The organism is Stenotrophomonas sp. ASS1 (assembly GCF_004346925.1).
GTDB classification, from domain to species: domain Bacteria; phylum Pseudomonadota; class Gammaproteobacteria; order Xanthomonadales; family Xanthomonadaceae; genus Stenotrophomonas; species Stenotrophomonas maltophilia_A.
Genome location: NZ_CP031167.1, coordinates 942572 through 961452, shown reverse-complemented (window position 1 = coordinate 961452; position 18881 = coordinate 942572). Strand labels below are relative to the sequence as shown.

19 protein-coding genes are annotated in these 18881 nt (G+C 67.1%); 5 read left to right on the top strand and 14 right to left on the bottom strand.

Translation table 11 applies throughout. The annotated features are described in order from the left end of the window. Positions 1-151 precede the first annotated feature (151 nt). The 9 genes from MG068_RS04475 to MG068_RS04435 form a co-directional block, all read right to left on the bottom strand. Positions 152-1516, bottom strand: coding sequence for an aminodeoxychorismate synthase component I (locus MG068_RS04475; protein WP_132809358.1), 1365 nt, complete (start codon positions 1514-1516; stop codon positions 152-154). Between the two features lie 156 nt (positions 1517-1672). Beyond that, positions 1673-2935, bottom strand: coding sequence for a beta-ketoacyl-ACP synthase II (gene fabF, locus MG068_RS04470; protein ID WP_049463472.1), 1263 nt, complete (start codon positions 2933-2935; stop codon positions 1673-1675). Between the two features lie 143 nt (positions 2936-3078). After that, entirely contained in the window at positions 3079-3318 is a 240-nt protein-coding gene (gene acpP, locus MG068_RS04465; RefSeq protein ID WP_005415509.1) for an acyl carrier protein, read from the bottom strand. A 152-nt stretch (positions 3319-3470) separates the two neighbouring features. Next, on the bottom strand, positions 3471-4214 hold the full coding sequence (gene fabG / locus MG068_RS04460; protein ID WP_004146899.1) for a 3-oxoacyl-ACP reductase FabG: 744 nt from the start codon (positions 4212-4214) through the stop codon (positions 3471-3473). Between the two features lie 82 nt (positions 4215-4296). Continuing rightward, on the bottom strand, positions 4297-5241 hold the full coding sequence (fabD, locus tag MG068_RS04455; RefSeq protein ID WP_132809356.1) for an ACP S-malonyltransferase: 945 nt from the start codon (positions 5239-5241) through the stop codon (positions 4297-4299). Positions 5242-5376: 135 nt separating this feature from the next. Continuing rightward, entirely contained in the window at positions 5377-6159 is a 783-nt protein-coding gene (locus MG068_RS04450; RefSeq protein ID WP_132809354.1) for a BUD32 family EKC/KEOPS complex subunit, read from the bottom strand. A gap of 77 nt (positions 6160-6236) precedes the next feature. Next, entirely contained in the window at positions 6237-7214 is a 978-nt protein-coding gene (locus MG068_RS04445; protein WP_132809352.1) for a beta-ketoacyl-ACP synthase III, read from the bottom strand. A 91-nt stretch (positions 7215-7305) separates the two neighbouring features. Then, positions 7306-7500 (bottom strand): 50S ribosomal protein L32, encoded by a 195-nt coding sequence (gene rpmF, locus MG068_RS04440; RefSeq protein WP_005408308.1) that lies wholly within the window; start codon positions 7498-7500, stop codon positions 7306-7308. A gap of 107 nt (positions 7501-7607) precedes the next feature. Continuing rightward, complete coding sequence (locus tag MG068_RS04435; RefSeq protein ID WP_132809350.1) at positions 7608-8117, bottom strand: YceD family protein; 510 nt, start codon at positions 8115-8117, stop codon at positions 7608-7610. Positions 8118-8230: 113 nt separating this feature from the next. Here MG068_RS04435 and MG068_RS04430 point away from each other — a divergent pair, with 113 nt between their 5' ends. Beyond that, on the top strand, positions 8231-8800 hold the full coding sequence (locus MG068_RS04430) for a Maf family protein (protein WP_132809348.1): 570 nt from the start codon (positions 8231-8233) through the stop codon (positions 8798-8800). Positions 8801-8898: 98 nt separating this feature from the next. Here MG068_RS04430 and MG068_RS04425 read toward each other — a convergent pair whose 3' ends face one another. After that, positions 8899-10734 carry a glycosyltransferase family 39 protein gene (locus MG068_RS04425; RefSeq protein ID WP_032127769.1) on the bottom strand — a complete coding sequence of 612 codons (1836 nt, stop codon included), beginning with the start codon at positions 10732-10734 and terminating at the stop codon, positions 8899-8901. Positions 10735-10776: 42 nt separating this feature from the next. Between MG068_RS04425 and MG068_RS04420 the strand changes: the two genes are divergently transcribed. Genes MG068_RS04420 through MG068_RS04405 form a run of 4 tightly spaced genes read left to right on the top strand, consistent with a single transcriptional unit; the run spans position 10777 to position 15143 of the window. After that, complete coding sequence (locus MG068_RS04420; RefSeq protein WP_032127770.1) at positions 10777-11730, top strand: AAA family ATPase; 954 nt, start codon at positions 10777-10779, stop codon at positions 11728-11730. A 23-nt stretch (positions 11731-11753) separates the two neighbouring features. Beyond that, on the top strand, positions 11754-12677 hold the full coding sequence (locus tag MG068_RS04415) for a DUF58 domain-containing protein (RefSeq protein WP_165929947.1): 924 nt from the start codon (positions 11754-11756) through the stop codon (positions 12675-12677). Continuing rightward, positions 12670-14619 (top strand): transglutaminase TgpA family protein, encoded by a 1950-nt coding sequence (locus tag MG068_RS04410; protein WP_132809344.1) that lies wholly within the window; start codon positions 12670-12672, stop codon positions 14617-14619. The genes MG068_RS04415 and MG068_RS04410 overlap by 8 nt, the downstream gene beginning before the upstream one ends. Then, complete coding sequence (locus tag MG068_RS04405; protein WP_032127773.1) at positions 14616-15143, top strand: Slp family lipoprotein; 528 nt, start codon at positions 14616-14618, stop codon at positions 15141-15143. Before MG068_RS04410 ends, MG068_RS04405 begins: the two co-directional genes overlap by 4 nt. Positions 15144-15241: 98 nt before the next feature. Here MG068_RS04405 and MG068_RS04400 read toward each other — a convergent pair whose 3' ends face one another. From MG068_RS04400 to dnaX, 4 genes are all read right to left on the bottom strand, one after another. Next, positions 15242-15601 carry a histidine triad nucleotide-binding protein gene (locus tag MG068_RS04400; RefSeq protein WP_014646179.1) on the bottom strand — a complete coding sequence of 120 codons (360 nt, stop codon included), beginning with the start codon at positions 15599-15601 and terminating at the stop codon, positions 15242-15244. Positions 15602-15673: 72 nt separating this feature from the next. Then, complete coding sequence (gene recR, locus MG068_RS04395; RefSeq protein WP_005408299.1) at positions 15674-16273, bottom strand: recombination mediator RecR; 600 nt, start codon at positions 16271-16273, stop codon at positions 15674-15676. A gap of 141 nt (positions 16274-16414) precedes the next feature. Beyond that, the gene (locus MG068_RS04390; RefSeq protein WP_005408298.1) at positions 16415-16735 is read right to left on the bottom strand and encodes a YbaB/EbfC family nucleoid-associated protein; all 321 of its coding nucleotides are present in this window, start codon (positions 16733-16735) and stop codon (positions 16415-16417) included. 6 nt (positions 16736-16741) lie between these two features. Further along, positions 16742-18778, bottom strand: coding sequence for a DNA polymerase III subunit gamma/tau (gene dnaX / locus MG068_RS04385; RefSeq protein WP_165929923.1), 2037 nt, complete (start codon positions 18776-18778; stop codon positions 16742-16744). Positions 18779-18881 lie beyond the last annotated feature (103 nt).

The window sequence follows — 18881 nt, the reverse complement described above, 5'->3', positions numbered from 1 at the left end:
ACCGGGGGCATGCGCCTGTGCCGACCGACGGTCGGCACCCACCCGAACAATGGCACCCACCGGTACCGGTAGTGCCGGCCGCTGGCCGGCAATCGCGCGGATCATGGGTGCATGAGGTTGCCGGCCAGCGGCCGGCACTACCGGAATACGCCTACCCCTGCTGGCCGAGCGCGCGCAGCAGGCCGCGGGCCTTGGCGCGGGTCTCGTCCAGTTCCTTGTCCGGGTCCGAGTCGACCACGATGCCGGCGCCGGTGCGGAAGCTCACCTCGTGGCCATCCACTTCGGCGGTGCGGATCAGGATGTTCAGGTCCAGGTCGCCATCGCGGTTCAGCCAGCCGAACGCGCCGGTGTAGGCACCACGCGGCACCTGCTCCAGCTCGCTGATGATCTGCATGCAGCGCACCTTCGGGCAGCCGGTGATGGTGCCGCCGGGGAAGGTGGCGGCGATCACCTCGCCGGGGGTGACCTCCGGGCGCAGATGGCCGCTGACGTTGCTGACGATGTGATGCACGTGCGCGTAGCTCTCCACGGTCATCAGCTCATCGACCACCACGGTACCGGGCAGGCAGATACGGCCCAGGTCGTTGCGTTCCAGGTCGATCAGCATCACGTGCTCGGCACGCTCCTTCGGGTGACCGACCAGCTCCTGGATGCGCGCAGCATCATCGTCCCCCTCGAAGCGCGGACGCGTGCCGGCAATCGGACGGGTCTGCGCGTGGCCGGCATGCACCGACACCAGCCGCTCCGGCGAGGAACTGACCACATGGCGGCCGTGCGCGCTGAACAGGCCGGCGAACGGTGCCGGGTTGGCACGGCGCAGCTGCGCGTACAGCGCCTGCGGGCTGACCGGTGCGGCAAACTGCGCGCTCCAGCGCCGCGACAGGTTCACCTGGAACACATCGCCGGCACGCAGGTACTCGATCACCCGGCGCACGCCGTCGGTGAAGCGCTGCGGCGCGTCCTCGCCGACCGACTGCGGTGGCTGCCAGCCCTGCCCGGCTTCGGGGAGCGCGGCTGAGGCCAGTGCCACCAGCGCATCCAGCAACGCCTGCTCGCCGGCTTCGGCGATGACGAAGCTGGCCTCGTGGTGATGGTCGTGCAGCACCGCGGCCGGGCAGCGCAGTGCCAGTGCGGTCGGGCGGCCGTCCTCGCGCGCACGCGCCGGCAGCACCGGTTCGATCTGGCTGGCCACTTCGTAGTCCAGCATCAACGCCCAGCCGCCGCGGAACGGCAGGCTGTGGCTGCCGTCATGCGGCAGGCGTTCGTGCTGCCAGGCGCGGTCCAGCACCTGCAGGAAGCTGCCGGCCTGCACCGCATCATGCTGGTCGCGCACCTGGCCATCGGCATCCAGCCGCAGGCTATCGCCCTGCGCGGCCAGCAGCAGGCTCCAGCGGCCCTGGGCGGTGCCCGAGGCAGTGGATTCCATCAGCAGCGGGAAGCGCGACGGGTCGTGCTGCTGCAGGGCCAGCAGATCGATCGGGTGCGGCAGCGGGTGGATCAGCGGTGCGTGGGTCATGGCGGCCAGTTCGGGGATTCAGATGCACGGAAGCCGCCTTGCGGCGGCCTCCTCGTGCGTAGAGTCGAGCTTGCTCGACTGTGTTGCACGTTCAGTCGAGCATGGCTCGACTCTACACAAGGGCGGAGTCGAGCAAGCTCGACGCTACAACGTCGCTCAGACGCGCTTGAAGATCAGCGTGCCGTTGGTGCCGCCGAAGCCGAAGCCATTGGACATCACCACGTCGACCTTGGCCTGGCGCGCTTCGTTGGGCACGTAGTCCAGATCGCAGCCTTCGCCCGGCTGCTGCAGGTTGATGGTCGGCGGAATGACATTGTCCTGCAGCGCCATCACCGAGAAGATCGCTTCCACGCCGCCGGCAGCGCCCAGCAGGTGGCCGGTCATCGACTTGGTGGAGCTGACCATCATCTTGTAGGCGTGGTCGCCGAAGGCGGTCTTCATCGCCATGGTCTCGCCCAGGTCGCCCAGCGGCGTGGAGGTGCCGTGCGCGTTGAGGTAGCCCACCTGTTCCGGGGTCACGCCGGCGTCCTTCATGGCCATGACCATGCAGCGGGCGGCGCCTTCGCCGTTCTCGCTCGGTGCGGTCATGTGGTACGCGTCGGAGCTGGCGCCGAAGCCGGCCAGTTCGCAGTAGATCTTCGCGCCACGTGCCTTGGCGTGCTCGTACTCTTCCAGGATCAGGATGCCGGCGCCGTCGCCCAGCACGAAGCCGTCACGGTCCTTGTCCCACGGGCGCGAGGCCTGTTCCGGGGCGTCGTTGCGGGTGCTCATGGCCTTCATCGCGCAGAAGCCGCCCAGTGCGGTCGGCGACGAGCCACGCTCGGCACCACCGACCACCATCACGTCGGCATCGCCGTACTGGATCATGCGCATGGCGGTGCCGATCGAATGGTTCGAGGTTGCGCACGCAGACACCGCCGAGAACGACGGGCCCTTCAGGCCGGTGATGATGCTCAGCTGGCCCGGCAGCATGTTGATGATGGTCTTGGGCACGTAGAAGGGCGAGATCTTCTTGCCCTCATGGAACTCGATGGTCTGCTCTTCGATGCCGAGCAGGCCGCCGATGCCGGCGCCGACGATGGCGCCGATGCGCTCGGCATTGGCGTCGGTGATTTCCAGGCCCGAGTCGTGCAGGGCCATGAACGAGGCACCGAGGCCGTAATGGATGAACGGGTCCATCTTCTTGGCATCCTTGCCGCTGACCCGGAACTTGCCGAACAGTTCATTGTCGGCGGTGATGTCGAATCCCTTGACCTCACCTGCAATCTTGGTGGTGAACCGATCCAGATAGGCATCAGAAACGTTGGTCAGCGGACCGATGCCCGAACGACCCTGGGTGATGCCTTCCCAGCTGCTGGCCAGATCATTGCCCAACGGCGAGACGATACCCAGGCCGGTTACGACGACGCGACGCTTCATTGCTGATTCTCCTGGCCCGGATGATTTCAACGGGCAACTCGGTTTGCTTCGGTGTGATGCTCAAACACACGGGGCCGCAACAGCGGCCCCATGGGGTGCGGTGCGCGGCGAGCGTGAGCCCGCGCGCGCACTGCCGTCTGACATCAGGCCTTGACGTGGGCCTTGATGTAGTCGATGGCGGCCTGCACGGTGCTGATCTTCTCGGCTTCTTCGTCCGGGATCTCGCACTCGAATTCTTCTTCCAGGGCCATCACCAGCTCGACGGTGTCCAGCGAGTCAGCGCCCAGGTCATCGACGAACGATGCGCTGTTGGTGACTTCTTCTTCCTTGACGCCAAGCTGTTCGACGACGATTTTCTTGACGCGTTCTTCGATGGTGCTCATGGGATCTCGCTCCAGATGGAGTTGTGGTTCAAAAGTGGTCGCCATCAAAGGCGATGGCCGTGGGATAGTGTAGTGGAAACCGGCGCGGCCTTGCATCGCAGCAAAAACCTCCGCAGATCAACCACTTGCGGCGCAATCCCTGCGCCCCTTGCTTACGGCATGTACATGCCACCGTTCACATGGAGGGTTTCGCCGGTGATGTAACCGGCAGCCGGGCCGGCCAGGAAGGCCACCGCATGGGCGATGTCTTCCGGCGAACCCAGGCGTTCGAGGGCGATGTCGTTGATCAGCGCGGTACGCGCTTCTTCCGGCAACGCCTTGGTCATGTCGGTGTCGATGAAGCCGGGTGCGACAACATTGACGGTGACACCGCGCGAACCGATTTCCTTGGCCAGCGACTTGCTGAAGCCGATGATGCCGGCCTTGGCGGCAGCGTAGTTGGCCTGGCCGGCATTGCCGGTCACGCCCACCACCGATGCGATGTTGATGATGCGGCCCTTGCGCGCCTTCATCATGCCGCGCATCACCGCCTTGCTGGTGCGGAACACGCTGGTCAGGTTGGTGTCGATGATCGACGCCCAGTCCTCGTCCTTCATGCGCATCAGCAGGTTGTCGCGGGTGATGCCGGCATTGTTGACCAGGATCGAGATCGGGCCGAATTCCTTGGCGATGCCATCGAGCACACTGTCCAGCGCAGCTGCGTCGGTGACGTTCAGCGCGCGGCCGTGGCCACCGTGGGCGGCCAGGCGCTCACCGATCGCGGCGGCGCCGGATTCGGTGGTGGCGGTGCCGATGACGGTGGCGCCCTGGGCGGCCAGCAGATCGGCGATGGCGGCACCAATGCCACGGCTGGCGCCGGTGACCAGTGCGATTTCACCCTGCAGGGGCTTGCTCATGATGTTTTCCTCAGGCTGGGACGGCCGCCGTACCCGTACCGCTTGCAGCGGCCACCGGTACGGTCGGCAGGAACAAGGGGGATCAGGCCGACCATGCCTCGCGGGCGGCTTCGAAGTCGCCTGGCGTGGCCAGCGAACGGCCGTCGATGGCCCTGTCGATGCGCTTGACCAGACCGGTCAGCACCTTGCCCGGGCCGCACTCGGCGATCCGGGTGACGCCACGGCCACCCAGCGCCTGCACGCACCCGGTCCACTGCACCGGCTGGTACAGCTGCTGGACCAGCGCGGTACGGATCGCGTCAATGCCGTCATGCACCTTGGCGTCGACGTTCTGCACCACCGGCAGCTGCGGCGCCTGCCAGGCCAGGCCGGCCATCACTTCGGCCAGGCGGTTGGCGGCTTCGCGCATCAACGGGGTGTGCGAGGGCACGCTCACGGCCAGCTTGACCGCCTTGCGCACGCCCTTCTCGGCCAGCAGCGCCAGCGCACGGTCGACCGCGTCGGCGTCGCCACCGATCACGATCTGGCCCGGCGAATTGAAGTTGGCCGGCACCACCACCTGGCTGCCTGCGGCTTCGGCGCAGACGTCCAGCACCAGCTGGTCTTCGGCGCCGAGCACGGCGGCCATGGCACCGACGCCGGCCGGTGCGGCTTCCTGCATCAGCTGGCCGCGCAGGCGCACCAGGTGCGCACCGTCATGCAGGCTCAGCGCGCCAGCGGCAACCAGGGCGGTGTACTCGCCCAGGCTGTGACCGGCCAGCACCGACGGGCGCGGACCGCACACGGCGTTCCAGGCGCGCCACACGCCGATGCTTGCGGCCAGCAGGGCCGGCTGGGTGTATTCGGTGCGGTTGAGCATTTCCTCCGGGCCCCCCTGGGACAGCGCCCACAGGTCGACGCCGGCACCATCGGATGCTTCGGTGAAGGCTTCACGCACCTGCGGGTGCAGTTCGGCCAGCTCGGCCACCATGCCCACAGACTGCGAGCCCTGGCCGGGGAAGACAAAAGCGAGGGTGGATACGGTCACGCGGTCATCCGCTTGTTGCAATCGAAGCGGGCCATGATAAGGGCGAATCCGCTGTGTCGTCTGTACGTGCGCGTATGCAGGCGTATGGTGGGCCAGCCGCGGAACGCCGCCGGGCATGGCCCGGCGGACGCACAGTCAGCAGAACAGCTGCAGGACGTCCAGATCGCCGTCGGCGAGGAAATCCACGCACAGGCCCACCAGCATCAGCACGCCAGCGGTGCTGGCGCCATGGGCGATGAAGATGGAGTGGGCCAGCGCGCGCGCCGAGCGGCCCAGCTTCATGCAGACCCGGGCCAGGCTGCGCAGGCGGCCACTGACCGCATGCACGTGCTCGCGCACGGGCGCCTGAACGTCGCCCATCGCTTCGGCCATCATCGCCTGCAGGTGCTCGGGGCGGTCGGCGTAGTACTTGGCCACGCCATAGCCGAACATCAGCCAGTCGCGGGCCTGCGCTTCGGACAGATCCATCACTTCCAGCGGATCTTCCTCGAAGTCGATGAAACCGACCTTCTCGCCATCCCAGGTGAGATTGCGCGGCAACGGCTGGCCGAAATAGGCGCCGCGCGCATGCGCTGCGGCAATGGCCAGCATGGCCGCCATCACCAGGCGGTCGCGACCGGCCTCGTCGGCTTCGCGCAGGCAGGTATTGAACGAACTGCCGTTGTCGCCGATCACCAGCGCAGCATGGCCGGTGCCCAGCACATCGGGCACGTTCACGCCCTGCGCCTGCAGTTCTGCAAGGCGACGGGCTTCGGTTTCGCGCGCGGCGTCACCGCCACGGTGCGGCGGCGGGCGCAGGGCATCCAGATGAAAACGACGGGCAACAAAATTGAGCAGGCCAAGGGCCAGCGCGCGGCTTCCCTTGCCGTACTGCTTCAGCCAGGCACGTTGCCCTTCGATGACGATGGGCTCAACCATGACAGGTCCTCCTTAAACGCGTTACGGCCCCAGAGGGGCCGCAACGACAAAGCTTCACGTTGTCGTAACTTGCACTATCAATAGCGCAGCAGAGCCGAACCCCACGTGAAGCCGCCGCCGAAGGCTTCCAGCAGCAGCAGCTGGCCACGTTCGACCTTGCCCGAGCGCACGGCGGCATCCAGCGCCAGCGGCACCGAGCCGGACGAGGTGTTGCCGTGCTTGTCGACGGTGACCACGACCTGGTCCATCGACATGTCCAGGCGCTTGGCGGTGGCTTCGATGATGCGCAGGTTGGCCTGGTGCGGAATCAGCCAATCCAGGTCGGACTTGTCCAGGCCGTTGGCGGCGAGGGTCTCGTCCACGACCGAGTCCAGCGCCTTGACGGCGTACTTGAACACGTCGTTGCCCTTCATGTTGATGGTGCCACCACCGTTGGCGCCGTCCTTGAAACCACTCGAGACGCCAACCGGGTTCCACAGCAGTTCCTTCTTGCTGCCATCGGCATGCAGGTGGGTGCTGAGGATGCCGGTTTCTTCGTCGGCCTTGAGCACGACGGCGCCGGCGCCATCACCGAACAGCACGCAGGTGGTGCGATCGTTCCAGTCGACCATGCGGGTCAGCGTTTCGGTGCCGATCACCAGCACGTGCTTGCAGTCGCCGGAGCGGATGAATTTGTCGGCCACGCCCAGCGCGAACACGAAGCCGGAACAGGCTGCATTGACGTCGAAGGCGGGGCACCCGGCCACACCGAGCTTGGCCTGGATCAGGCACGCGGTGGACGGGAAAATAAGGTCAGGGGTGGTCGTGCCGACCACGATCATGTCGAGCTGCGAGGCATCGATGCCTGCGGCTTCAAGCGCGCGCAGGGCAGCGTTGTAGCCAAGGTCGCTGGTGGTCTCGCCTTCGGCCGCGATGTGCCGTTCACGAATTCCGGTGCGCGACTGGATCCACTCATCCGAGGTTTCGACCATTTTTTCCAGGTCGGCATTGGTCAGGACTTTCTCCGGCAAATAGCTACCGGTGCCCGCGATCCTCGAATAGATCCGCTTGCTCATCATGTTTCCTGTTGCGCGGGCCGCCGATCACCGGCACGCCCGGGAAAGAAGGCAAAGGCCGCTGCCCGGAGGCAGCGGCCTTCCCGGCACATCAATCTTCTTCGACGGCCGAGGTCTTGGTCTGGATGACCTTCTTGCCGCGGTAGAAACCATCGGCAGTGATGTGGTGACGCAGATGCACTTCGCCGGTGGTCGGGTCGGTCGACAGCTGCTTGGCGCTCAGGGCGTCATGCGAACGGCGCTGGCCGCGGCGGGACGGGGTAACACGGGATTTCTGGACAGCCATGGGATTGCTCCAAACTCGGTTCGTTTTGCTTCGTCGTTTCGTCGCACAGGACGCCAGCGCCCAGCACACTTTTCGCTTTCGCCGCAGCCGCCGACGACAACCGGCTGCTATTGTTTCTTCAATGCCGCCAACGCCGCAAACGGGTTGGCCTGCTTTGTTTCTTCTTCGCTCGGTGCCCAGTCCTGATCGACTGCCTCACCGTCGGGCGACAGCGGCACCACAGGCACCGCCAGCACCAACTCGTCCTCGACCAGGTCCAGCGGACGCAGCTGGCCGTCTTCCGGCACCAGCAACGCCTCGTACTCCTCCGGCAGGGACGATTCCTCGTCCTCGTCGCGGATCAGGCCAAGCCTCTGGGTCATCTTCACCGGCAACAGGAATCGCTGCATGCTGCGCTGACAGGTCAGCGGCAACGCGGTGTCGATGGTCAATTCCACATAGGATACCCGCAAGACGTCGTCGCGACCGAATTCAAGCGAGTAATTGCACTCACCGTCGGTATCTGCGACCAACCCCTGCAGGCGGGTCAATTCAGCCAGGGACACCTGACCGTCGAAGCGCCTTCGCGCTACAACCATCCGCCAGGCATCCAGCGTTTCGGGCACGTTCGCGGACATAAGCCGCTGAATACTAAGGATCGGGGCGGCGGCTGTCAAATGCCCGCCATACAGGACTTGCCGCTGGCGCTGCGGACACGCCAGACTGCCGCGCCCTGCCCCGGTATTCTCGCATGTCACTGGTCCTGGCCTCCACCTCCCGCTACCGCCGCGAGCTGCTGCAGCGATTGGGCCTTGCCTTCGACTGCGCGCGCCCGGAGGTGGATGAAACCCCGTTGAATGGCGAAGCGCCGCGGGCTCTGGCCACGCGCCTGGCTGCGGCCAAGGCCGCCGAGGTGGCTGCCCGCCATCCGGGCGCCTGGGTAATCGGCTCGGACCAGATCGCGGACCTGAACGGCCAGCCGCTGGGCAAACCCGGTACGGTCGAGGCCGCCTGTGCGCAGCTGACAGCGATGTCCGGGCAGACCGTGCGCTTCCACACCGCCGTCTGTCTCAGCCGTGATGGAGAATCATTCACGGCCGTCGATCTGACCGAAGTCTGCTTCCGCGCACTGGAACCGGACGAGATCGCCCGCTACGTGACCACCGAGCAGCCACTGGACTGCGCCGGCAGCTTCAAATGCGAGGGCCTGGGCATCAGCCTGTTCGACGCCATCGACAACCGCGACCCGACCGCGCTGGTCGGCCTGCCGCTGATCGCGGTATGCGGATTGCTGCGCAGGGCCGGTTTCGCGGTGCCCTGAACTGTAGCGTCGAGCCCTGCCCGACTGCTTCTGCTGTAGATGGCAGGCGGCCCGGAAAAAGCAGTCGAGCATGGCTCGACCCTACAAAAGCAGAAGCCTCAACGGACCTCGAACGGCTGCTCCTGCCATTGCTCCACGCTGCCATCGCGGCCATACAGGCGCAGGCCCAGCCAATGCCTGCCCGGCGCCAGCGTGGTGGTATCCAGCGATGCGTCGAAGCCCACCGCCGGGTGCTGCGGATCGGTGCTGTCCGGCCACACGGGGCGCACGTCGAACACACGCCCATAGCGGGCGTCACCGATGGAACGGCCATCGACCAGCACTTCGACGCGTGCCAGGCCGACGCCATCCTTGAACGCCCAGCCCTTGATCGCGAACGTGCCGGACACCTTCTCGCCATTGGACGGCGCATCCAGCCACGCCATCGCCGGCGTCACGCACGGCCCTTCCGCGCGCTGCACCGGCAGGCGGAACAACAGGAAGCGCTGGAACCCGTGATCACTGCTGACCACGCGCGGCGCCGGCATCGGCCCCACCTGATCGCAGATGGCGTGATAGCGCTCCAGCAGTTCGCGATAGCGCTGGTCGCTGGGTGACAGCACCAGCAGCATCGGCGCCGTGCGCTCGCCCTCATGCAGCAGGCCCCACTGTGCCAGCTGCGCGGTGCGGCCATGCTTGTCATTGAGCGGATGCGGCAGCACCTCGATGTTGCCATTGCCCAGCTGGAAGCCCAGTTCGGCGCCGACCTTGAAGTTGCCGGCCAGCACGCGCGTCCCTTCCGGCATCTGCCGAAGCTCTTCATGGACCGCTACGGCCAGTGGTTGCCAGCCAGCGAAATTGCGCGGGTAGTACTTGCTGCCGGCCATCTGCTCGCGCAGTGCCGGCGTGGATGCCATCAGGTAGTAGCCGAACGCCAGCACCATGCCCGCGCCTGCCAGCCACCAGCCGGTGCGGCGCAGCCAGCGCGGCCAGCCGTTGAGCACTACCGGCACCGCCACCAGCAGTGCGAGGTAGCCCGGCAGCGGCCAATGGAAACTGATCCGCTCGACGTCAGTGAAGAAGCCAAGCACGAAAATGCCCAGCGTGGATACGCCGCCCACCAGGCCGAAATAGCGCCACTGCACGCGCGCACCGCCACCGCTCCGGGTTCCTGCCAGCGCCACCTTCCACATCGCCATGCACAGGATCGGCGTCACCAGCATCGGCTGGATCACCAGGAACCACAGCCCGCCCCATTCAAAGGCCCAGGGATGACGCTCGACCACCTGGAATTTCAGACCGGCATCGTGGTTGTCCGCATTCCACGCCAGCAGTGGCAGCCATGCCAGCACGCCCACCGCCAGTGCGACCCATACGCGCGGATCGGCCAGCATGCGCCGCCCCTGCGGCAATGCCAGCAGCGCGATGAAACCGACGCCGATGACACCGATGAAACGGTAGTGGCTGAGTGCACCGATCAGCAGGCCCAGCGCCAGCTTCATCGCCGAGGAGGCATCCACGTTGTGCAGCAGGCGCGCACCGGCGTGCAGGCAGATCACCGCCGCCAGCGCCATCGGCACGTCGGGTACCGCCAGCAGGCCCAGCGTCGCCGACAACGGCATCAACAGCGTGAGGCTGCCCGCCTGCCAACCCGCCACATTGCCGAACCAGCGCGTGGCCGTGCGCACCACCAGCAGCGGCAACAGTGCACCGATGGCCAGGAACGGCAGGCGCAGCGCAAGCACGTGATGACCGCCGAGCTCCACGCCCAGGCGGGCCAGCCAGGCGGTCAACCCGGGCAGATCCGAATAGGCCGCGGCCAGATGCTGGCCTTCCTGCCAATAGAACGCTTCGTCGACGAACAGCGGCAAGCGCGCGGCAACGATCAGCTTGGCCGCTGTGACCAGCGTCCATAACCAGAGAAATATCGTCCGTGCGCGCTGTTCGCCTTGCATTGCTCTATGGATAATCGAGTGGATTCCAGATCTGAGACGATCATGCCAGCTTCGTCCCCCAACCCCAGCATGCTAACCGATCAATTGCGTCAGGCCCTGCGGGAGGCACAGGATCAGGTGAACGCACTGGTACTGGGCAAGGTGCCGGAAGTCAGGCTGGCGTTCGTCGCATTGCTGTCCGGCGGTCACCTGCTGATCGAAGATTTGCCCGGCCTGGGCAAGACCACGCTGGCGCATGCGCTGGCCAGCAGCCTCGGCCTCAGCTTCCAGCGCGTGCAGTTCACCTCCGATCTGTTGCCCGCCGATGTGCTGGGCGTGTCGGTGTATGAAGCCGGCAGCCGTCAGTTCCAGTTCCACCCCGGCCCGGTGTTCACCCACGTACTGCTGGCCGACGAGATCAACCGCGCACCACCGCGCACGCAGAGCGCGTTGCTGGAAGCGATGGCCGAGCAACAGGTCACCCTGGATGGACAGACCCATGCCCTGCCCGATCCTTTCTTCGTGATCGCCACGCAGAACCCGGTGGATCTGTCCGGCACGTTCCCGCTGCCGGATTCGCAGCTGGACCGCTTCCTGCTGCGACTGGCGATGGGTTACCCCAGCGCGCAGGCCGAGCGCGAGCTGCTGCGCGGCAGCGATCGCCGCGACCTGATCGCGCGTGCCGTACCGAAACTGGATGACACCCAGGTGCGCGCGCTGCGCGACGCAGTGAACCAGGTGCATGCCAGCGACGCGCTGATCGACTATGTGCAGGCGCTGCTGACCCGCAGCCGCCAGCATGCCGGTGTGCGCGTGGGCCTGTCGCCACGTGCGGGCCTGGCGCTGCTGCGCGCGGCCAAGGCACATGCACTGCTGCTGGGGCGCGGCCATGTGGTGCCCGAAGACGTGCAGACCCTGTTCGTGGCGGTGGCCGGTCACCGACTGGTGGCGGAAGCCGAATCCAGTTCGGGTCCGGCACTGGCGCGCGCGATCCTGCAGACCGTCGCGGTGGACTGAGCGTGGCCACACGCTGGGCACGCATGCAGCTGCTGGCTCGGCCACGCAGGCCCGAAGCCTTGCCGAGGCGGCTGGACCGCCATCGCATCTATGTGCTGCCCACCCGCTTCGGCCTGTTCGTTGCCACCCTGCTGGCGGCCATGCTGCTGGGCGCACTGAACTACAACAACAACCCGGCGCTGCTGCTGGCCCTGCTGCTCGCGGCAGCAGCAATCGCCAGTGCCATTGCCGCGCATCTCCAGTTGTCCGGCGTGCAGATCGATGCGATCTCCGCCGAGCCGGTAGCGGCCGGGCAACCATTGCGTCTGCGCGTGGACCTCTCACTGCGTGACCCGCGTGCGCGGCACGGCCTGCATCTGCAGCTGGGTGACAGCAACGCCTGGACCTCGCTGCCTGCGCACGGCCGTGGCGAAGTGGAACTGGACGTTCCCAGCGAACGCCGTGGCTGGCTGGAACTGCCGCGCATCCGACTGTCCACCACCCAGCCGCTGGGCCTGGTGCGGGCGTGGTCGTGGGTGTGGCCGGAACAGCCGCTGCTGGTCTACCCGCTGGCCGAAGCCGTGGCGCCTGCACTGCCGGAGCGCGGCAGCGATCCGCTGCACACCCGCGCCCATGCCAGCGGCGAGGAACTGCATCAGCTGCGCCCCTACCGGGCGGGCGATGCGCCGCGCAGCATTTCCTGGAAGCACTCGGCTCGCCGCGACAGCCTGCTGGTGCGCGAGTACGAAAAGCCGGTCGGCATCGAAGTGATCCTCGACTGGCGCGCATTGGCGCCGTTGGGCCATGAAGCACGCATCGCTCGATTGGCGCGCTGGGTGGATGTGGCAGAGCGCGAGGGCCGCCGCTACACCCTGCTGCTGCCTGCACACCCGCCGTTCGGGCCCGGTCAGGGCGCCAGCCACCATCACCTGTGCCTGCGCGCGCTGGCGCTGATGCCGCATGACTGAGACCCCGGCCCTGCTCGACCGCAATGCCCGCAACTGGACCCTGGCCAGCGCGGCGCTGGCCTTGTTGCCGTTGCTGCTGCAGCTGCCGCCACTGCTGGCTGGTGTGATCGCGCTGGCGGCGATCATCACCGCCGCCCTGTCGTGGCGGACAGTGTTGCCGATGCCGGTACGCCTGCTGCTGGTGCTGGGCATGCTCGGCGCCATCGTCTGGCAGATGGGCATGGTGCGCCCCGGGCGCGATACCGGTTGCGCACTGCTGGCCGCGATGCTGGCGATCAAGTCCAGCGAGCTGCGCAGCCTGCGTGATGCCCGCAGCCTGCTCGGCTTCGCGCTGTTCTCGCCCTTTGCAGCATTCCTGCTCGACCAGGGGCCGCTGACAACCGCGTTGGCCGCGCTGGCCGGGGGCAGCGCACTGATCGCGCTGCAACGCCTGGCCCAGGATGAAGGTCATGCCGGCCGCCTGCCACTGCGCGGGCAGCTGCATGGTGTCGGCCGCCTGTTGGCGATCGGCCTGCCGCTGGCATTGGCCTGCTTCTGGCTGTTCCCGCGCCTGGCCACACCACTGTGGGGTGTTCCCGAGCGCGCCGTGGGTACACCGGGGTTGTCCGACAGCATGGAGCCCGGCCAGTGGTTGGACCTGATGGCCGACGACAGCCCGGCGCTGCGCGTGCAGTTCTTCGGCACTCCACCCGAGCCGGCGCAGCGTTACTGGCGCGGCCCTGTACTGACAGCCTTCGATGGACGGCGCTGGACACGCGACCGCGCCAGCGCGCGGCGGCCTGCTGCGGTGGTTGAAGCAAGTACACAGGGCTGGGATTACCAGATCGACTACGAGCCGACCGACCGCCGCCAGCTGGTGGCGCTGGACCTGCCCAGCCGCGCGCCTGCAGGCAGCATGCTGGATGCGGACATGAGCCTGAACAGCGAACGCCCGCTGGCCTCGCTCAGCCGCTGGCGGTTGCATTCGGCCCCTCCCCTGCGTTTCGACAGCACGCTGTCGCCCTATCTGCGCCGCGCGACGCTGCAGCTGCCAACCGGCTTCAACCCGCGCACCGCCACGTTGGCGCAGCAATGGCGACAGGAGGCTGGCAGCGATGACGAGGCCATCGTGCGCCGCGCGCTGCAATGGATCACCACCGACTTCTCGTACACGCTGGACACCCCTGCGGCGGGACGCGACCCGATCGACGAGTTCCTGTTCGGCTACAAGGCCGGCTTCTGTGAACACTTCAGCTCGGCCTTCGTGGTGCTGATGCGCAACGCCGGCGTCCCGGCGCGGGTGGTGACCGGTTTCGCCGGCGGCACCCGCAACCGCATCGGCGACTACTGGGTAGTGCGGCGAATGGATGCCCACGCCTGGGCCGAGGTGTGGCTGCCGCAGCGCGGCTGGGTCCGGGTTGACCCGACCGCAGCCGTGGCACCGGAACGCATCCTGGACACACTGGATGACCGCCTGCAGGCCGGCACGGACACGCCACTGCAGCAGCGTTGGCTGCAGCTGGGCCAGCTGGGCGACTGGCTGCGCCGCGGCTGGAACGACCTGGTGCTGTCGTTCGATGCGCGCCGCCAGCAACAGCTGCTCAAGCCGTTCGGGCTGGACGATCTGGGCCCTGGGCAGCTGGTCGCTGGCTTCGTGGTGGCCGCACTGCTGGCGCTGGCGTGGATGGCCTGGCTGCTGGCCCGTGGCGAGCGCGAACGCGACCCGCTGCTGCGCGCGTGGCACCGGCTCGGACGGCGCTACGCCCGCCTCGGCCTGGCCCGTGAACCGCACGAAACCGCCCAGGACTGGGCACAGCGCGTACACCGGCAGCGTCCTGACCCGGCCTTGCTCGCGCTCAGCCAGCGTTTCGCTGATGCGCGTTACGCTGGAACTTGCACCGACCTCGCTTCATTATTGCGGGACCTGCGCAGGCATCGCCCGACTTCCGGAGCCTCCCCATGAACACCAAGTTCCTTCTCACCGCTGTGGCCACGCTGGCCCTGTCGGCCTGCGCCACGGCCCCCAAGCCGCTGCAGGGACAGTTCAGCCTGGTCTCCCCTCGCGATTCGGTCGCTACCCAGCAGGTCGGCACGCCGGTCCGTTGGGGCGGTCGCATCATCGAAACCAAGCCCGGCCAGGGCGAGACCTGCTTCCAGATCATCTCGCGCCCGCTCAATGGCAGTGGCCGCCCGAACACCACTTCGTCCGATGCCAGCGACGGTCGTTTCATCGCCTGCCGTGCCGGCTTCTACGACCCGGCGGTGTTCGAAGCCGGTCGTGACGTGACCTTCATCGGCAAGATCGACGGCTACCAGAACACCCGCATCGGCGAATACGACTACCGCCTGCCGAAGCTGTCGGCCGATGTGATCTACCTGTGGCCGGAACAGCGTCAGGTCGACGTGGTGCCCTACCCCTATGGCCCGTGGGGCCCGAGCCCGTATGGCCCGTACTGGGGCGGCTATGGTCGCTGGGGCTGGTGGTGATCGTCACCGCACAGGCATGACGGAAAAGGCCGCCCTCGGGCGGCTTTTTCCATCCTCGTCGGGATACGGTAGATCCACGCCAGGCGTGGATAGGGGCTTCAACGCCCCGGGGTACCGAAGTGCCCCAGCGGCGCACCGGCCAGCAGGTGCATGTGGATATGGAACACGGTCTGCCCGGCGTCCTCGCGGCAGTTCATCACGATGCGGTAGCCGTCCTGAGCAAAGCCCTCGCGGCGCGCGTACTCGGCGGCAGCCAGCGCCAGCTTGCCGATCAGGTGCGCCTGCGACGGCTGCAGGTCATCCAGGGTCGGAATGATCTCGTTCTTCGGAATGAACAGCACGTGCACCGGCGCCTGCGGTGCGATGTCCTTGAAGCCCAGCACCTCGTCATCCTCGTAGACGATGGTGGCCGGGATCTCGCGACGGATGATCTTGCTGAAGAGGGTTTCGTTGCTCATGGTCGGCCTCGGCGGGGATGTCATCCGCATTGTAGGCCGGCCGCGCCCGCGCCCGGCCATGCCGGCCGTTGCTCAATCGCGGAATTCGCTGCGCGTTCCGAACGCGTGCGAGAGCGTGCCGCGATCGACGTATTCAAGTTCACCGCCAAGTGGCAGGCCCTGCGCCAAACGACTCGGCTGCACCTTGCGTGCGCGCGCCAGCTGCGCCAGGTAATGCGCGGTGGCCTCGCCCTCGACAGTGGCGCTGGTGGCGATGATCAGCTCCTGCACCTCGCCTTCGGCCAGCCGCCGCTCCAGCTGCTCCAGGCCCAGCTCGCGCGGGCCGATGCCATCGAGCGGCGACAGCCGCCCCTGCAGCACGAAGTAGACACCGCGGAAACCGGTGGCGTTTTCGATGGCCAGGCGGTCGGCCGGCGATTCGACCACGCACAGCTGGCTGCGCTCGCGGCTGCCGTTGGCACAGGTCGGGCACAGCTCGGTTTCGCTGAAATCGCGGCACTGCACGCAGTGGCCGATTCGCTCCACCGCCAATGCCAGTGTCTCGGCCAGACGCTGGCCACCTTCGCGCTCGCGCTCGAGCAGGTGATAGGCCATGCGCTGCGCAGTCTTCTGGCCGACGCCAGGCAGCACCCGCAATGCGTCGATCAATTGTTCAAGCAGGGGTGCGGACACGGCGGCATGCTTTCATGGCGTCGAGCACGCTCGACAGCTGTTTGTAGAGTCGAGCCATGCTCGACTGAAGGTTGGAACAGTCGAGCAAGCTCGACTCTACGGGATCCGTGGCACCCGGTTACACGGGTGCCACGCTGAAAATCAGAACGGCAGCTTCATGCCCGGCGGCAGCTGCATGCCGGCGGTGGCCGACCCCATCTTCGACTTCGACTCGGCATCGATCTTGTTCGACGCATCATTGAAGGCGGCGGCGATCAGGTCTTCCAGCATCTCCGGGTCGCTGGTCAGCGACGGGTCGATGCGCACCTTGCGGCATTCCTTGGCACCGGTCAGGGTCACGCTGACCATGCCGCCGCCGGCGCTGCCGGTCACTTCGATCTTGGCGATTTCTTCCTGGGCCTTCTGCAGGTTTTCCTGCATCTTCTGGGCCTGCTGCATCAGTTGGGCGATGTTTCCGCGCATGGTGTCTTACTCGTCAAAAGAACGGATGGAATCGGAAACAACCCGGGCACCGTGCTGTTGGATCAGCACCTGCACTTCCGGGTCGTCCATGAAAACGGCCTCTGCCACCTGCTGCCGCTCACTACGCTGGCGGTCGGCACGCTGGTGCAGGGTCTCGGCCGGAACGTGTTCGGTTTCCACGGTCTCGACCACGATCTTCGGCGCCTGGCCGAGGGCCTTCTCCAGCATCTCGCCCAGGGCGGCCAGCGCGCGCTCCGAGCGCAGGTATTCAAATCCGGGCGAAAGGCCCAGTTTCAAGGTCCCGTGCTGGCAACTGATGAAGGCAGCGTTGGCGGCCAGCTGCCGCGACGGGCCGCTCAGGCCACTGTTGGCGACCAGATCCAGCCAATCCTCGGCGCTGGCCAGATCGCTGACACCTTCCTGCGGCACGGCATCACGTGCCGGGGCCGGCTCGGCCGGCGCGATGGCAATGCCTTCAGTGCGGAACGGGCGCTCGGGCGGCGCAGGCTCGCTGGGAGCCGCGACGGGAGCTGGCGGTTCATGCCAGGGCGCCACCATGGCAGCGTCCGGCCCAGCCATCTCGGCCGCCAGCGCCTCGTCACGCGCCTCGGCTTCGTCGGTGGCCCACGGCGGCGGGTCGTCGCCCGCTTCGGCTTCAACGGATGCCGGTGCCGCTGCTTCGGCCTTCACCGGCGGCGGTGACACGGGCTCTTCCACCGGAACCGGCTCGGGCTCCGGGGTCGGGTCCGGTTCGGGTCGTGGGGCCGGCTCAGGTTCGGGTTCAGGTTCGCGCGGCGCGACCTGCGCCGGAGCGGCCACCTGCGCTACTACGGCCGGGCTTGCCAAAGTGGCGGCAGCCGCCGGTGTCGCTTCGTGGGTACCCGTACCGCTGCCACCACCGGCAGTATTGCCACCCGGCGCATTGCCTGCACCATCCACCGACTTCGGCACCGGCGGGACCGCCGCGGCCGGGCGGAACGCCAACATGCGCAGCACAGCCATTTCAAAGCCCGCGCGCGGGCTAGGTGCCAGCGGCAGGTCGCGACGGCCGTTCAAGGCCATCTGATACCAGAGCTGCACCACTTCCGGACGCAGGCGTTCGGCGAACACCGTCGCATCCAGGCCTTCGGCAGCCGCTGCGGCACCCGGTACCAGCTGCTGCACCTGGATGCGATGCAGGCCTTCGGCCAGCGCTTCCAGTACGCCGCTCCAGTCCGGCGAGAACTCCGCCAGCGCAGCCACCACCTGCAACAGGCGCGAACCATCGCCTTCGGCCAGCGCATCGAGCATCGCTGCCACCTGGGTGCGGTCGACCGTGCCCAGCATGGTGCGCACCACGTCCTCGCGCAGCGCGCCGCCGGCGTAGGCGATCGCCTGGTCCAGCAGCGACAGGCCGTCACGCAGGCTGCCGTCGGCGGCCTTGGCCAGCTGCACGATGGCGCTGCCGTCGGCCTCGATTTCCTCAGCCGCCAGGATGCGGGTCATCTGGCCCTGGATCTGATCCTCGTCCAGGCGCTTGAGGTTGAACTGCAGGCAGCGGCTGAGCACGGTGACCGGCAGCTTCTGCGGGTCGGTGGTGGCCAGCAGGAACTTCACGTGCTCCGGCGGCTCTTCCAGCGTCTTCAGCAGCGCGTTGAACGCCGCCTTGGACAGCATGTGCACTTCGTCGATCAGGTAGACCTTGTACTTGCCACGCGAGGGCATGTACTGCGCGTTCTCGATCACCTCGCGCACGTCATCCACACCGGTGTTGGACGCGGCGTCGATTTCCAGCAGGTCGATGTAGCGGCCAGCGTCGATGTCCAGGCAGGCCGCGCACTGGCCGCATGGGTCTGCGCTGGTGCCCTGCTCGCAGTTCAGCGACTTGGCGAAGATGCGCGCGATGGTGGTCTTGCCCACGCCGCGGGTACCGGTGAACAGGAACGCATGGTGGACCCGGCCGCTGTCCAGCGCGTTGCTGAGCGCACGGACCACGTGTTCCTGGCCCACCAGCTCGGCAAAACGCTTCGGACGCCACTTGCGGGCAAGGACGAGATAGGACATCAGGCCACCGTTTTCCATCGGATGTTCCATTGTGCCATGCCTGTCCAGCCCCCTCGCCTCCGGCACGTCCTTCGCAGGTTCCTGACCGGGGTGCTTGTGAAGT